This is a genomic window from Acinetobacter sp. D009 (genome assembly GCF_038562025.1).
Taxonomy (GTDB): Bacteria; Pseudomonadota; Gammaproteobacteria; order Pseudomonadales; family Moraxellaceae; genus Acinetobacter; species Acinetobacter pittii.
The window spans coordinates 3,232,103-3,247,539 of the sequence record NZ_CP151886.1 but is presented as its reverse complement, the minus strand read 5'-3'; the positions used below and the strand labels follow the sequence as shown (position 1 = coordinate 3,247,539).

General features: G+C 37.7%; 11 protein-coding genes. 10 read left to right on the top strand and 1 reads right to left on the bottom strand.

Translation table 11 applies throughout. From position 1 onward, the window contains the following. Window positions 1-6 precede the first annotated feature (6 nt). The 4 genes from AAC388_RS15495 (at window position 7) to AAC388_RS15480 (ending at window position 5,652) form a co-directional block, all read left to right on the top strand. The gene (locus tag AAC388_RS15495; protein WP_002115026.1) at window positions 7-1,731 is read left to right on the top strand and encodes an acetolactate synthase 3 large subunit; all 1,725 of its coding nucleotides are present in this window, start codon (window positions 7-9) and stop codon (window positions 1,729-1,731) included. Further along, complete coding sequence (gene ilvN / locus AAC388_RS15490; protein ID WP_002114824.1) at window positions 1,731-2,222, top strand: acetolactate synthase small subunit; 492 nt, start codon at window positions 1,731-1,733, stop codon at window positions 2,220-2,222. The genes AAC388_RS15495 and ilvN overlap by 1 nt, the downstream gene beginning before the upstream one ends. A 32-nt stretch (window positions 2,223-2,254) precedes the next feature. Further along, on the top strand, window positions 2,255-3,271 hold the full coding sequence (gene ilvC, locus AAC388_RS15485; protein ID WP_002115094.1) for a ketol-acid reductoisomerase: 1,017 nt from the start codon (window positions 2,255-2,257) through the stop codon (window positions 3,269-3,271). A gap of 326 nt (window positions 3,272-3,597) precedes the next feature. Further along, a complete protein-coding gene (locus tag AAC388_RS15480) occupies window positions 3,598-5,652 on the top strand; it encodes an EAL domain-containing protein (RefSeq protein WP_068930352.1) in 2,055 nt (684 codons plus the stop codon). A gap of 415 nt (window positions 5,653-6,067) precedes the next feature. Here AAC388_RS15480 and AAC388_RS15475 read toward each other — a convergent pair whose 3' ends face one another. Then, window positions 6,068-6,640: a TetR/AcrR family transcriptional regulator gene (locus AAC388_RS15475; protein ID WP_068929605.1), complete on the bottom strand. Its 573-nt coding sequence runs from the start codon at window positions 6,638-6,640 to the stop codon at window positions 6,068-6,070. 326 nt (window positions 6,641-6,966) lie between these two features. Here AAC388_RS15475 and AAC388_RS15470 point away from each other — a divergent pair, with 326 nt between their 5' ends. The 6 genes from AAC388_RS15470 to acnA all read left to right on the top strand — a co-directional run bounded on the left by AAC388_RS15470 (window position 6,967) and on the right by acnA (window position 15,290). After that, window positions 6,967-7,830 (top strand): hypothetical protein, encoded by an 864-nt coding sequence (locus AAC388_RS15470; protein ID WP_342370893.1) that lies wholly within the window; start codon window positions 6,967-6,969, stop codon window positions 7,828-7,830. Window positions 7,831-8,060: 230 nt separating this feature from the next. Next, complete coding sequence (locus AAC388_RS15465; RefSeq protein ID WP_005066204.1) at window positions 8,061-9,653, top strand: peptide chain release factor 3; 1,593 nt, start codon at window positions 8,061-8,063, stop codon at window positions 9,651-9,653. Between the two features lie 69 nt (window positions 9,654-9,722). Further along, the gene (locus AAC388_RS15460) at window positions 9,723-10,565 is read left to right on the top strand and encodes a hypothetical protein (RefSeq protein ID WP_342370892.1); all 843 of its coding nucleotides are present in this window, start codon (window positions 9,723-9,725) and stop codon (window positions 10,563-10,565) included. A gap of 90 nt (window positions 10,566-10,655) precedes the next feature. Then, complete coding sequence (locus AAC388_RS15455; RefSeq protein WP_199977527.1) at window positions 10,656-11,597, top strand: RsiV family protein; 942 nt, start codon at window positions 10,656-10,658, stop codon at window positions 11,595-11,597. Continuing rightward, entirely contained in the window at window positions 11,597-12,409 is an 813-nt protein-coding gene (locus AAC388_RS15450; protein ID WP_342370891.1) for a TatD family hydrolase, read from the top strand. Before AAC388_RS15455 ends, AAC388_RS15450 begins: the two co-directional genes overlap by 1 nt. Before the next feature lie 124 nt (window positions 12,410-12,533). Continuing rightward, complete coding sequence (gene acnA / locus AAC388_RS15445) at window positions 12,534-15,290, top strand: aconitate hydratase AcnA (protein WP_342370890.1); 2,757 nt, start codon at window positions 12,534-12,536, stop codon at window positions 15,288-15,290. Window positions 15,291-15,437 lie beyond the last annotated feature (147 nt).

The window sequence follows — 15,437 nt, the reverse complement described above, 5'->3', positions numbered from 1 at the left end:
ATCACGTTGGAACTTTTATCTGGTGGTGAAATGCTCGTTCGTGCTCTTGCGGACGAAGGCGTTGAACATGTTTTTGGTTATCCAGGCGGCGCTGTATTACATATTTATGATGCGCTATTTCAACAAGACAAAATTAATCATTACCTCGTACGTCATGAACAAGCTGCTGGTCATATGGCAGATGCTTACTCGCGTGCCACAGGTAAGACTGGCGTAGTACTGGTCACTTCTGGACCTGGCGCAACTAATACTGTGACTCCAATTGCAACAGCTTATATGGACTCAATCCCAATGGTGATTTTGTCTGGCCAGGTTGCATCACATCTTATTGGTGAAGACGCTTTCCAAGAAACTGATATGGTAGGTATTTCACGTCCAATCGTGAAACACAGCTTCCAAGTTCGTCATGCAAGCGAAATTCCTGCAATTATCAAAAAAGCATTTTATATCGCAGCAAGTGGTCGCCCTGGTCCAGTTGTAGTCGATATTCCTAAAGATGCGACAAATCCTGCAGAAAAATTTGCGTACGAATATCCTGAAAAAGTGAAGATGCGTTCTTATCAGCCACCTTCACGTGGTCATTCTGGCCAAATTCGTAAAGCGATTGATGAGCTTTTAAGTGCAAAACGCCCTGTAATTTATACGGGTGGTGGTGTTGTTCAAGGTAATGCATCGGCATTATTGACTGAACTCGCACATTTACTAGGTTATCCAGTAACTAACACACTTATGGGCCTTGGTGGTTTCCCTGGCGATGATCCACAGTTTGTGGGCATGTTGGGTATGCACGGTACTTATGAAGCAAATATGGCGATGCATAATGCTGATGTCATTCTTGCAATTGGTGCGCGTTTTGATGACCGAGTGACCAATAACCCAGCAAAATTCTGTGTGAATGCTAAAGTTATTCATATTGATATTGATCCGGCGAGCATTTCAAAAACAATTATGGCGCACATTCCAATTGTAGGGGCAGTTGAGCCTGTACTTCAGGAAATGTTGACGCAATTGAAACAATTGAATGTGTCTAAGCCAAACCCTGAAGCAATTGCTGCGTGGTGGGATCAAATTAATGAATGGCGTAAAGTTCATGGCTTGAAGTTTGAAACCCCGACTGATGGCACAATGAAGCCACAGCAAGTTGTTGAAGCTTTATATAAAGCGACCAATGGTGATGCCATCATCACTTCAGATGTGGGCCAACACCAAATGTTTGGTGCGTTGTATTACAAATACAAACGTCCACGTCAATGGATTAACTCAGGCGGATTGGGCACCATGGGCGTAGGTTTACCTTATGCAATGGCTGCGAAGCTCGCTTTCCCAGATCAACAAGTTGTTTGTATTACTGGTGAAGCTTCAATTCAAATGTGTATTCAAGAGCTTTCAACATGTAAGCAATACGGCATGAATGTGAAGATCTTGTGCTTGAATAACCGTGCTTTAGGTATGGTGAAACAGTGGCAAGATATGAACTATGAAGGTCGTCACTCAAGCTCATACGTCGAATCATTGCCTGATTTTGGCAAGTTAATGGAAGCTTATGGTCACGTTGGTATCCAGATTGATCATGCTGATGAACTAGAGTCGAAGCTTGCTGAAGCAATGGCGATTAATGATAAATGTGTATTCATTAATGTCATGGTTGATCGCACGGAACATGTTTATCCAATGCTGATCGCAGGTCAGTCTATGAAGGATATGTGGTTAGGTAAAGGGGAGCGTACATAATGAGACATATTATTTCTGTACTCGTTGAAAACGAAGCTGGTGCGCTTTCTCGCCTTGTTGGTTTATTTAGCCAACGTGGATATAACATTGAAACACTGAATGTTGCGCCAACCGAAGACCCAACTTTGTCACGCTTAACATTAACAACTTATGGTGATGACCATAAGATTGAACAGATTACAAAGCAGCTCAATAAACTTGTTGAAGTTGTAAAAGTAGTTGATTTATCAGAAGGTTCACATATTGAGCGTGAACTGATGCTGATTAAAGTAAAAGCCTTAGGTGCTTCACGTGCTGAGATTAAGCGAACAGCGGATATTTTCCGTGCGCAGATTGTAGATGTGACACCAACGACCTATACCATTCAAATAGCAGGGACAACTGAAAAATTAGATGGTTTTATCGATGCGCTTGCAGAAAACACTATTCTAGAAGTCGTTCGTTCAGGTGTATCTGGTATCGCCCGTGGCGAAAAAGTATTAGCCATTTAATTTTTTAAAAAGTATTTTAGCGGAGAACACAAATGCAAATTTTTTACGATAAAGACTGTGACTTATCAATCATCCAAGGCAAGAAAGTAGCGATTATTGGTTACGGTTCTCAAGGTCATGCTCATGCACTTAACCTTAAAGACTCAGGCGTAGACGTAACTGTAGGTTTACGTGCAGATTCAGCTTCTTGGAAGAAAGCTGAAAATGCAGGTCTTAAAGTTGCAGAAGTTCCTGCTGCTGTTAAGCAAGCTGACCTCGTAATGATTTTGACTCCAGATGAATTCCAATCACAACTTTACCGTGACGTGATTGAGCCAAACATCAAAGAAGGCGCGACTCTTGCATTTGCTCATGGTTTCTCTGTTCTTTACAACCAAGTTGTTCCACGTAAAGATTTAGACGTAATCATGGTTGCTCCAAAAGCACCTGGTCACACTGTACGTTCAGAGTTCCAACGTGGTTCAGGTGTTCCTGACCTAATCGCAATTCACCAAGATGCTTCTGGTAATGCACGTAATGTTGCTCTTTCTTACGCTTCTGGCGTAGGTGGCGGCCGTACAGGTATTATCGAAACTTCATTCCGTGAAGAAACTGAAACTGACTTATTCGGTGAGCAAGCAGTTCTTTGTGGTGGTGCGGTTGAATTAGTGAAAATGGGCTTCGAAACTTTAGTTGAAGCTGGTTATGCACCAGAAATGGCTTACTTCGAATGTTTACACGAACTTAAATTGATCGTTGACTTAATGTTCGAGGGCGGTATCGCTGACATGAACTACTCAGTATCTAACAATGCTGAGTACGGCGAATATGTAACTGGTGTTGAAGTAATCAACGAACAATCTCGTGAAGCAATGCGTAATGCATTGAAACGTATTCAATCTGGTGAATACGCTAAGATGTTCATTCAAGAAGGTGCGTTAAACTACCCATCTATGACTGCTCGTCGTCGTCAAAATGCTGCACATGGTATTGAAGTAACTGGTAATAAGTTGCGTGCAATGATGCCTTGGATTCAAGCAAACAAAATCGTAGACAAAGAAAAGAACTAATTTTCTTTATCTAACGTTTTAAAAGAACCCTGCTTTAAGCAGGGTTCTTTATTTATACTATTTTATTTGAATGTGAAAATTGCGATTAGGTCAACTTGACTAGATTAAATAAATTCTATATTTTTCATATAATTGGCTGCTTAATTTTTATTTACTTTATTGATTTATAAAGTAAAAAATACTTGACCAAAAGATAGATAATGTTATTGTTTATAACTGACTGAATAAGTCAAATTTACTAAAATTTCTTTAACATGTTTAATTGTATTTTGGGCAATGAGTTGAACAAAATAAAAAAAAGTATTGAATAATCATGGAAGTCCAATATGGGTCATGTTGATTACGATAGCACATTGATCGTCGGCTCTTTTATTGCAGCTGGCTTCATTTGTTATATTGTAATTTCCATGGAGCAACTAATATTCAAGCAAGTCTATAAGAAATTTGAATCCTTAATTTTATTTATTAATGGATTGCTACTCGCCTTAGCAATTAGCATCGTCCATATTGTTGGTATACAAGCTTATCATCTGTTTGATACAGCTCACTCTAATATTCCTTTAATTGCAATTTCTTATGCCATTAGTGCATTGTTATCTTGCATTGCGATGTGGTTGACTTCGCGTTTTACGCTCCCTTTATTTAGACTCATTTTGAGCTCGATTATTATGGGAATCGGAATTTCAGCTTCATATTACATTAGCATGTTGGGCTGGAATATGAATGTTTATAAAAAAGATTACACTTCGTTTTTACTTTTATTTTCTGTATTAATTGCAATGAGTGGTTCAGGGCTAGCGTTTTTACTCGCCTATAAATTAAAAGACACGGAACGATATCGCTTAACTTTAAAAATCGCATTTTCGGTTATGATGACCTTAAGTATTATGGGGATGCACTACACAGCGCTTATTGCGACGAATATTACTGATAAATTTATTAGCCAATATCAGGCTGAGCATGACTTATTATTATTTACAATTATTCTAGTCACCTGTTTGGTACTCGTAGCAAGTTTTATTGTTGCAATGTTAGAGCAACGCCTTACTCAACAAAATTTAGAATTACGCAAGGCTAATAAAGAATTAGCTAACTTATCTATACAAGACAATTTAACTAAACTACCAAATCGCCTTTATTTGGTGGATTATGCTGAAGTCTTACTTTCAGATCATCGATACAAAGATCAGAAAATTGCTTTCTTATACATTGATTTAGACCGATTTAAATCGGTGAATGATGCATTTGGGCATCATGTGGGGGATCAATTACTTATTCAGATGGCGAACCGCTTACATTGGCAACTCAATGAGAAGTGTAAACTGCTTAGAATTGGCGGTGATGAGTTTTTACTTATTGCCGAAAATACAAATGCCGATGAAGCAGTTATTTTGGCTGAGAAAGTTTTACAGCTGATTCAAGAGAGTTATCAGATTTCTGGTAAAGAAATTAATATCTCTGCAAGTTTAGGGGTGGCACTATTTCCTGAGCATGGACAAAATGTTCAGGACTTACTCATGAATGCTGATGCCGCGATGCTCATGTCTAAAGAGCAAGGCCGAAATACTTACACCATCTTTAGTTATTCAACCCATCAACAAGAAACGAGAAGTCAGTCAAAACTGATCAATGATCTTTATAAGGCCGTAGAAGAAAAGCAGTTCATCCTATATTACCAACCAAAATTTAATACGAATCTTGAAGTCTGTGGCGTTGAAGCATTAATCCGTTGGAATCATCCAGCTTTAGGAATACTCACACCGCATATGTTTATAGAAGGTGCAGAAAAAACGGGTTTGATCATTCCAATGGGATATTGGGCACTTGAGCAAGCTTGCCTGCAAATTCAAGAGTGGGAACGCAGTAACACCCCATTTTATCCAGTCGCAGTAAACCTATCTGCACTACAGTTCGAAAATAAAAAATTATTTAGTACACTCGAAGCATTATTGAAAAAATATCAAATTCAACCTCATCACTTAATTGTTGAGATTACTGAATCAACTGCAATGCGACATATTGATTTAAGTATTCGAGCTTGTGAGCGACTACGTGATATGGGCATTCGAGTCGCAATTGATGATTTTGGAACAGGCCATTCAAGCTTTTTATATTTAAAAGATTTACCTGTAGATGAATTGAAAATTGATCGTGGTTTTATCGTTGACTTAAAACCAGGTTCAAAAGAAGAAGTTATATTAGAAAGTATAATACATTTAGCTAAAAAGTTAGGTTTAACCGTAACAGCGGAAGGGGTGGAAACTCAACAGCAAGTTGAGATTTTAACCCGTTTAGGTTGTCAGCAATTTCAGGGTTATTTATTAGGAATGCCTGTTCACGTCGATCAACTGATTGAATCTCAAGGCGCTCACTTCGCTTAATCTTTTCTATATCGATTTTTAAACCTAACATTTCCTTTTAATTTTATCTTTAAAGAACAATTAATTAAAATAAATTTATCTTCTAAAATACACCTATATATCAGTAGTAGTGAATAGTATCAGCTTCTCAGTTAGTTGAGTATTTTACATATAATAATTTATGAATATATACTGCAAGTATAAAGTAATACTAATAAATTGATGTTTGTATTTTATAAAATATAAGAGATGAAAAGGATTGTTATAAAGTATTATGAAGTTTATATAATAATTGAAATTGATGAAGATAGAACTAAATAAAAATATTAATTTTTAGGGAGTGAATGGATTTTTGGTGGAGTTGGAGGGTAGACTCCACCGAATTAAAAATACTTTTTATCTTTATTAAAATATAAAAATTTAATTAATTTATAAATTAAATAGTTGCATACTCTTGAACTGTTTCTAATTCAATAATTTTGTTTATATAAGACCACGTTTGTTCTGGATTAATCTTTCCTTTATTTATAGTGCCATCAATAATGATTCCATCTACAATGTTAAGAAAGAGCCCTGTTAGGATTTTTGTGTTTTCTACTTCTAACTCTGAAAGAGCTGAGAAAACTAATGAGTAAATCCACTCCCGATATTCATTAATTTGATGCTTAATAGAAGGGTACAATTGCATGACTTCGATGGTTGCTTTTTTAAATAAGCAGCCGTTAAAGTCATCTGTATTAATCCAATCGATATACCAATTAAATATCTTTTTTAATTTAATCAAGGGGTTATTGGTGTTTTTAATTTTTTCCAATATTGAATATTGGATCTCTAAATTTCTCTTATAAAGACATTCTTCAATTAAGGCTTCTTTAGAAGAAAAGTATTTATAAAAAGTCATTTTTGCAACATTTGATTCAGCAATAATACGATCAACACCAATAGAAGTATAGCTTTTTTGGTTAAAGAGGGATGTTGCTGTTGTTATAATAGTTTCTCTTTTTGTCATCGGGTTCCCCGTTGCGGATATTTTTTGATTAACTTTGCTATTGTAAAGTGTAGAAGCTTAAATAAAACTTATTTTATAGTATTTAAAAAATTATATTTATTCAATAGTTTGGTTAATTTAAAAAACAACATATTATATATTTAATTGGCAATAGTTTACTTTTTTAAATATTATTAATTAATCCGTTGATTTGTTGAGATAATACACATAGTATCAACTTGTTAAGTATGGGTGTGCGGAATTTATTTTAGCAATTGAATGCAAAATTGTAATAAAGAGAGAGCCTATAACTTAACTATAAGAAAAACTTTTTACAGAGAATCATTATGTTAAAAAAATTTGAAGACTTTAATAATCCAAGAGAAAAAGCATTGCAGGGGATGAAAAATAGTATTCCTGCAAAACAATGGGATGAAAATTTACAATTTCTTAAACAGTTAAGAAAAACAATTGCAGAGTTACCAGTTTGCAACCATCCTGCTATTGAACTGTTAAACAGTGGATATCTTGATAAACAACGTTTGACTCTTATCCATTTAGAATATCGTCATGCGATTGTACAAATTTTTACTGACGCTCTATTAAAGGCTCAATTTTTAACAAAACAATTGGAACCTAAACTCCACTCTGGAGCGAAGATGTATCCACGGGTATTATTAAGTTTAAATATACTTGATGAGTTTGGTTTTCGCCCTGGTTTAGACAAAGATAATTACTATCTGGGTAATCCTGAATATGCTCATTATCCTTTATATGAAGATTTACTTAATGATTATGGTTTAACGGAACTTGACCGTCGTAATTATAAACCATCAAAATTTGCAGATCAGGTTAGATCATTTTTAGAATCTTCTTATGATAGTTATATTAATGTCGTGGCATTATTAGCTGTTGCAGAGGAGGAAGTCATTCTTTTTAGTCCTCCATTACGTCAAGCAACCAAATTCGTAAATATCGATGTTGAAGGTGGTGGTTACTACCATGTACATGGTGTATCTACGGATGAAACATCTGAGGCTGCTGATGATGATCATGAAGATGATTTATGGTTTGCATTAGCACAAGCAATTACAAAAGATGATTATGAAAGCTTAACCAAGCTATGTATTGATTACTGTGCTTTATGGAATGAGTTCTGGAATGCACAAATTGCAGATGTTCAATTCATTGAAGAAAAGAAATTGGCGTAAAGATTCTATTAAGTCTTAATCAAGCCCCATCTTAAACAGGTGGGCTTTTTTAATTGTAAAATTTCTAAGGAGCTAAACTACATTCTCAAAAAGATCTAAAAAGTTTGTGAATAACTCATGGCTTATCAACAATCATTAAACAGTTCTATAAATCTGCTACAATTACGCCAATTTTTATTTTGATCGACTTTAGGTCTTTGGCACTGCAATCTCCGCAGTAGGTGTATTTCATGAGTTTTAAAGATGAGTTAGCGGCACAGGTTGCTCAACGCCGCACATTTGCCATCATTTCCCACCCCGATGCCGGTAAAACGACCATGACAGAGAAATTACTGTTATGGGGTAAAGCAATTCAGGTTGCAGGGATGGTAAAAAGCCGTAAATCTGACCGCGCAGCTACATCTGACTGGATGGAAATGGAAAAAGAGCGTGGAATTTCCATTACCACTTCTGTTATGCAGTTCCCTTATAAAGGTCACACCATTAACTTACTTGATACACCGGGACATGAAGACTTCTCTGAAGATACTTATCGTACCCTAACTGCAGTTGACTCTGCGTTAATGGTGATTGATGGTGCAAAAGGTGTTGAAGAACGTACCATCAAATTGATGGAAGTTTGTCGTATGCGTGACACTCCGATCATTTCATTTGTAAACAAGATGGACCGTGAAATTCGTGAACCACTTGAGTTACTGGATGAAATTGAGAATGTCCTCAATATTCGCTGTGTACCAATTACATGGCCATTAGGGATGGGGCGTGATTTTGCTGGTGTATACAATATTCTTGAAAACAAATTGTATGTCTACAAAGCAGGCTTTGGTTCAACTATTACAGATATTGAAGTACGCGATGGCTATGACCATGCAGATATTCGTGAAAAAGTAGGTGAGTTGGCTTGGGCATCTTTTGAAGAGTCACTTGAGCTCGTACAAATGGCGAACGAACCTTTAGACCGCGAATTATTTTTACAAGGTAAACAAACTCCAGTTCTATTTGGTACAGCATTAGGTAACTTTGGTGTTGACCATGTATTAGATGCATTTATGAATTGGGCACCAGAACCTAAAGCTCATCCAACACAAGAGCGTGTTGTTGATGCAAAAGAAGAAGGCTTTTCTGGTTTCGTATTTAAAATTCAAGCAAATATGGATCCGAAACACCGTGACCGTATTGCCTTTATGCGTATTTGCTCAGGTAAATACGAGAAAGGTTTGAAAATGAATCATGTACGTATTGGTAAAGATGTTCGTATTAGTGATGCATTGACATTCCTTGCGGGTGAGCGTGAGCACTTAGAAGAAGCGTGGCCAGGTGATATTATTGGTTTACATAACCATGGCACAATTCAAATTGGTGATACTTTCACTAGCGGTGAAAACTTGCACTTCACAGGTATTCCTCACTTTGCTCCAGAAATGTTCCGCCGTGTACGTTTGAAAGATCCATTAAAGTCAAAGCAGTTGCAAAAAGGTTTGAAAGAGTTGTCTGAAGAAGGCGCAACTCAGGTATTTATGCCACAAATTAGCAATGATTTGATCGTGGGTGCTGTGGGTGTACTTCAGTTTGATGTGGTTGCTTACCGTCTGAAAGAAGAATATAAAGTTGACTGTGTTTACGAGCCTGTAAGTGTAAATACTGTGCGTTGGATTCATTGTGATGATGACAAGATTCTCAATGAATTTAAGAAAAAAGCACATGATCAACTTTCTATCGATGGTGGTGGTCACTTAACTTATCTTGCACCAAGTCGTGTGAACTTGCAGATTATGCAAGAGCGTTGGCCTGATATTCAGTTCCGTAACACACGTGAACACTAATCTTTAAGATTTGACAGACAGCTTCGAACAGAAGCTGTTTTGTTTTGAAAAATAAGAAAGGATGATGAAATGAATTTGAATAGAAAGACAGTTATTGCACTTTTAGTTGCGGTAATCATATTACTTTTGGCTATTTGCCTTTTTGTCTGGAAAAGCTCTCAACCTTCATCATCTTTTCAAATAAAATCAGCTTCTACCCAAAATCAAAATATAGAGAAAGCTGAAGTACTACCATTTCTAAACTTGCAGCAAGTAAAAGCTGATTATGCTTTACCATTTTGTGAGAAGAAAAATTGTATTGATGTCGATATTCAAACGATAAAGACCCAAGATGCATGGCTAAATGAATGGATCGCGAAAAGTCAGGCTAAGGTAATTCAAGATCAAATTGATTTGAAAAAAGACTTAAGTTTGCAGCAAGCCATTAATGCTTATGTTAAAAAGTCTGATGAATGGCAAGATAAATATTCAAAGAATCGGGCTTACGAATTGCATCTGCATACACGTATTGCATCGCAGCGTAACCAATATGTTTTATTGCAATTAGGACTTGATACCAAGCAAGAGGAGCTTACGATCAAAGATCGTTATTACTTTTTTGTGGCCGACCGAAAACTGCATAAGAGCTTAACTTTGTTAGAGGTTTTAGAAAAGGATCAGCAAACAGCTGTGCATCAAATGGTGCAGGTCGCATATCAAGATTGGTTAAAAAAGCAGACTGCTGACATAAAAAAAGAAGCACCAAAAACTTTATATTGGGGGCAGGCAGATTGGTTCTTTGATGGTGAAGGCGTTGGCTTACATTATCAGGCAAACCAGATTACTAAAGAAGCTCCACAGCTCGATATTTATTTATCTAAAGAACAGACCAAAAAAATATTACAACCCGAGGTTTATGAACAAATGTTTTAAGATGGTAGCAGAATTTGCAACCTCTATTTATATGCGCTAATTTCTTAGAAAGGCATAGCGTAATCTCCTTAGAATAAAAGGCAAAATATGATGTTATCTTCTAAAGCTTCACTGCGATTAACTTTGCTTGCTTCTGCTATATTTTTGGCAGCATGCCAACCTAAAGCTGATCCTAAGGATTCTCAAGAGCAGCAGAAACCAGCAGTCGAGGAACAAAAGCCAGTAGAGTTGACTTTGAAGGGTGAAACAATTCCTAGTAAGGTGGTTTTACCTGATTGTGATGGTAAAATTTGTCCAGAATTTACGGTAGAGCGCTTACAGAGTAATTTTCCTTTTATTGACAAAATTATAGATCAACAGATCTTAAATACATTAAATCAAATTTTAGAAATAGCTGAACCTGATGCTAAAAATACGCAAGCGGAACAAAAAGTAGAAGCTTCAGCGGCAGCGGGTGCAGAGCAAAAAAATAGCTTTGATACACAGGTGCAACGCTATGCAAATTCATTTATTGATCTAGATAATGAGTTAAAAGCTTTAAGTAGTAATCATCAGATTAATCTTTTAGTTAAACCTAAGATTTTGCAGGCTCAAGGTAAAGTCGTAACTGTAGTGCTTAATAGTAGTAGCTATTTAGGAGGGGCTCATGGCTCTGCTGCACAGCATTATTATAATTTTGATTTAAAAGAGCAAAAGCAAATTAAGCTTGAAGATTTATTACGCCCTCAGCAAAAAGCAAGTTTAGAGAAGTTAGCTCATGAAGCCTTTAAGACATGGGTAACGGACTCTAAATTGGCTGATAATGTTGCTGACTATGAACAAGCATGGCCATTTAAATTATCTAATAACTTCTTGCTGGGTGAGCAAGGTTTAATCCTTCAATACGGTGAGTATGAAATTGGACCATATGTGGTTGGACTCCCTCGATTAGTCATTCCTTATGATCAATTGCAAGATGTGTTGAAAGAGGAATATTTGCCACAGCCTAAAGTTAAACCAGCTTCGGCACCAGTTGCAAAAAGTGCTGGCTAATGCATTTGTTTGATACTCATACCCATTTTGATGTTGCCGATTTTGATGAAGATCGGCAACAGTTAGCAGTCGACGCTAAAAAGGTGGGTGTTGACGCTTTAGTGTTAATTGGGTTTATGCAGTCACGCTTTAATGAGTTGGTGCAAACTCATCATCAGTTAAAAAGTTGGGAAAATGTGCCTACTTCATATTTAGCACCAGGTTTACACCCATTTTATATTGAGCAGCATCAACCAGAACATTTGACTCATCTTGAACACATCTTGCAGCAAGAAAATTGTGTGGCAGTGGGTGAAATTGGCTTAGATACTTTTTTAAAAGAACATAAGCAGCCAGTTGTATATGCAAAGCAAAAACAATATTTTGCAGATCAGTTAGAGCTGGCAACCCAATACAAAAAACCAGTGTTGCTCCACATTCGAAAAGCGCATGGTGATGTGCTTGCTATATTAAAAGCTCAAAAATTTAAATTGGGAGGCATTGCTCATGCATTTAGTGGTGGGGTAGAAGAGGCAAAGGGTCTTATTAAGCTTGGTTTTAAAATTGGTGTAACGGGGCAAATTACCAACCCAAATGCGAAAAAGCTTCATACTGTGGTAAATGCTATAGGTGCCGAGCACTTGGTGATTGAAACAGATTGCCCAGATATGACTCCGCTTTGTTGTCAAACCTCAACTGAACAGCGTACTCGTAATACCCCTGTTAATTTGCCTTATGTTTTACAAAGTTTGGCCGAAAATTTAAACATGCCTGAGTCAGATTTAGCTGAGTTGCTGTGGAAAAACTCTCAATCTGCTTTGAAATTATCGTAATAAAAATCAAAGATTAGAAATAGTAACTAAAACAAAACACAGCGATTAGAAAAGAAGCTTAAAGTAAGAAAACAACATGTAAAAACGTGAAAAATAACATTGCCAGACATGGGAGGATAACCCAATGGCTAAGTATAGCAATATCAATAGTTTTAATGCTTTACAGACGCTAACAGTAGGTTCCAGCAATTATCAGATTTTTAGCTTAACCCAAGCCGAGAAAAAGCTAGGTGACATTGCCAGACTGCCGAAATCATTAAAAGTACTGTTGGAAAACTTATTACGGTTTGAAGATCAGCATAGTGTTAAAACGGAACACATTCATGCTTTAGCTGAGTGGCTAAAAAACCGTAGTTCCGATCAAGAAATTCAATATCGACCTGCACGGGTTTTAATGCAAGATTTTACCGGTGTTCCCGCTGTAGTTGACTTGGCTGCAATGCGTGCTGCAATGGCACAAGCGGGTGGCGATCCTGAAAAAATTAATCCGTTATCACCTGTAGATTTAGTGATTGATCACTCGGTGATGGTGGATCATTTTGCTGATGATCGGGCTTTTGAAGAAAACGTTCAGATTGAAATGCAGCGTAATGGCGAGCGATATCAATTTTTGCGTTGGGGGCAATCTGCTTTTAATAACTTTAGTGTTGTGCCGCCGGGTACGGGGATTTGTCATCAGGTCAATTTAGAATATTTGGCTCAAGCGGTGTGGCTAGGTGAAGATAATGGACAAACCTTTGCTTTCCCTGACACCTTAGTTGGTACAGACTCCCATACCACTATGATCAATGGTTTAGGTGTATTAGGTTGGGGTGTTGGCGGGATTGAGGCCGAAGCTGCTATGTTGGGTCAACCCATCTCTATGCTGATTCCTGAAGTCATTGGTTTTAAATTGACAGGAAAATTACCAGAAGGGATTACTGCAACAGACTTGGTGCTGACTATTACTCAAATGCTTCGTCAAAAAGGTGTCGTGGGTAAATTTGTAGAGTTCTATGGAGATGGCTTAGCTGATCTACCTCTTGCTGACCGTGCAACCATTGCCAACATGGCGCCAGAGTATGGTGCGACTTGTGGCTTCTTTCCGATTGATGAAGTGACATTGGGATATTTGAAATTAACTGGTCGTCAAAGTGATCGTATTGAACTGGTTGAAGCGTATAGCAAAGCACAAGGCTTATGGCGTAACCCTGGTGATGAACCTGTTTTTACAGATACTTTAAGTTTAGATATGAGCACGGTTCAGGCAAGTCTAGCTGGTCCAAAACGTCCACAGGACAAAGTTCTTTTATCTGATGTGCCGAAAACCTTTAATGCTTTAATGGAGTTAACGCTAAAACCGGCTAAAGAAGCTAAAGAGCGTTTAGAAAATGAAGGCGGTGGTGGCACAGCCGTAGAGGCAAAAAAAGCAAATATCCAGCATGAAAGTCCGTCATGTGTGATTGAAGGAAAAGAGTATCCATTAACTCATGGTGATGTTGTTATTTCAGCGATTACCTCTTGTACCAATACTTCTAACCCAAGTGTAATGCTAGCCGCAGGTTTGCTTGCAAAAAAAGCGATTGAAAAAGGCTTGCAGCGTAAACCATGGGTGAAAAGTTCACTTGCACCAGGCTCGAAGGTGGTGACGGATTATTTGCTGGCTGCTGGGCTTACACCGTATTTAGATGAGTTGGGCTATAACTTGGTGGGATATGGTTGTACAACCTGTATTGGTAACTCAGGTCCACTACCCGAACCAGTTGAAGAGGCAATCCAATGCCATGATTTAAATGTTGCATCTGTACTTTCTGGTAATCGTAATTTTGAAGGACGCGTACACCCATTAGTTAAGACAAACTGGCTTGCTTCGCCACCTCTGGTAGTCGCTTATGGTCTGGTTGGTAATATTCGTACTGATTTAACTACGCAACCTATTGGACAGGGTAAAGATGGACAACCTGTTTACTTAAAAGATATCTGGCCAAGTCAGGCAGAAATTGATGCTGTCTTACAGAAAGTAAATACAGACATGTTCCATAAAGAATATGCTGCGGTCTTTGATGGTGATGAAAGCTGGCAAGCGATTCAGATTCCAAAAAGTAAAACCTATGAATGGGCTGATGATTCGACTTATATCCGCCACCCGCCATTCTTTGAGGGCATTGGCGAACCTCCAAAACCAATTAAGAATATTGAACAGGCACGTATCTTGGCAGTACTTGGTGACTCGGTAACAACTGACCATATTTCACCGGCAGGTAATATTAAAAAAGACAGTCCGGCTGGCCGATATTTGCAAGAGCAAGGTGTTGAACCAAAAGACTTTAACTCTTATGGTTCTCGACGCGGTAATCACGAAGTCATGATGCGAGGTACTTTTGCCAATATTCGTATTAAAAACGAGATGCTAGGTGGTGAAGAGGGTGGTAATACCATTCATGTGCCAAGTGGTGAAAAGCTTGCTATTTATGATGCAGCAATGCGTTATCAACAAGAACATACACCGCTTGTGATTATTGCTGGTAAAGAATATGGAACAGGATCTTCACGTGATTGGGCTGCTAAAGGAACAAACTTATTAGGCGTGAAGGCTGTCATTGCCGAAAGTTTTGAGCGTATTCACCGTTCAAACTTGGTAGGTATGGGGGTGTTGCCCTTACAGTTTATTGATGGGCAAACTCGACAATCTCTCAACTTAACTGGTCATGAGGTGATATCAATTCGAGGTTTGTCTGATGGCGTTCAGCCTCATCAAATTCTTGAGGTTGATGTGAAAGGGCCAAATGGGGTAGCCAGTCATTTTAATGTGTTATGTCGAATTGATACGTTAAATGAGGTTGAGTACTTTAAGGCAGGTGGTATTTTGCATTATGTACTACGGAATTTGATTGCTTCATAAATTGGCTAAGCTTGTACAGCCTTGTAATGAATATGAATGAGCTAATGTTGGGTATATAGCCATATCCTTACTTTTTAAGGATAAAAAGTAACAAAAATCCTTTGTCGGGCTGACGGTATGTCCTTATACCGCAGCCCAACTGGGCGG

Bases quoted from the DNA above. Each gene is read 5' to 3' on its own strand.
- ilvN (WP_002114824.1), top strand. From the start codon at position 1,731: ATGAGACATATTATTTCTGTACTCGTTGAAAACGAAGCTGGTGCGCTT.
- ilvC (WP_002115094.1), top strand. From the start codon at position 2,255: ATGCAAATTTTTTACGATAAAGACTGTGACTTATCAATCATCCAAGGC.
- AAC388_RS15480 (WP_068930352.1), top strand. From the start codon at position 3,598: ATGGGTCATGTTGATTACGATAGCACATTGATCGTCGGCTCTTTTATT.
- AAC388_RS15475 (WP_068929605.1), bottom strand. From the start codon at position 6,640: ATGACAAAAAGAGAAACTATTATAACAACAGCAACATCCCTCTTTAAC.
- AAC388_RS15470 (WP_342370893.1), top strand. From the start codon at position 6,967: ATGTTAAAAAAATTTGAAGACTTTAATAATCCAAGAGAAAAAGCATTG.
- AAC388_RS15465 (WP_005066204.1), top strand. From the start codon at position 8,061: ATGAGTTTTAAAGATGAGTTAGCGGCACAGGTTGCTCAACGCCGCACA.
- AAC388_RS15460 (WP_342370892.1), top strand. From the start codon at position 9,723: ATGAATTTGAATAGAAAGACAGTTATTGCACTTTTAGTTGCGGTAATC.
- AAC388_RS15455 (WP_199977527.1), top strand. From the start codon at position 10,656: ATGTTATCTTCTAAAGCTTCACTGCGATTAACTTTGCTTGCTTCTGCT.
- AAC388_RS15450 (WP_342370891.1), top strand. From the start codon at position 11,597: ATGCATTTGTTTGATACTCATACCCATTTTGATGTTGCCGATTTTGAT.
- acnA (WP_342370890.1), top strand. From the start codon at position 12,534: ATGGCTAAGTATAGCAATATCAATAGTTTTAATGCTTTACAGACGCTA.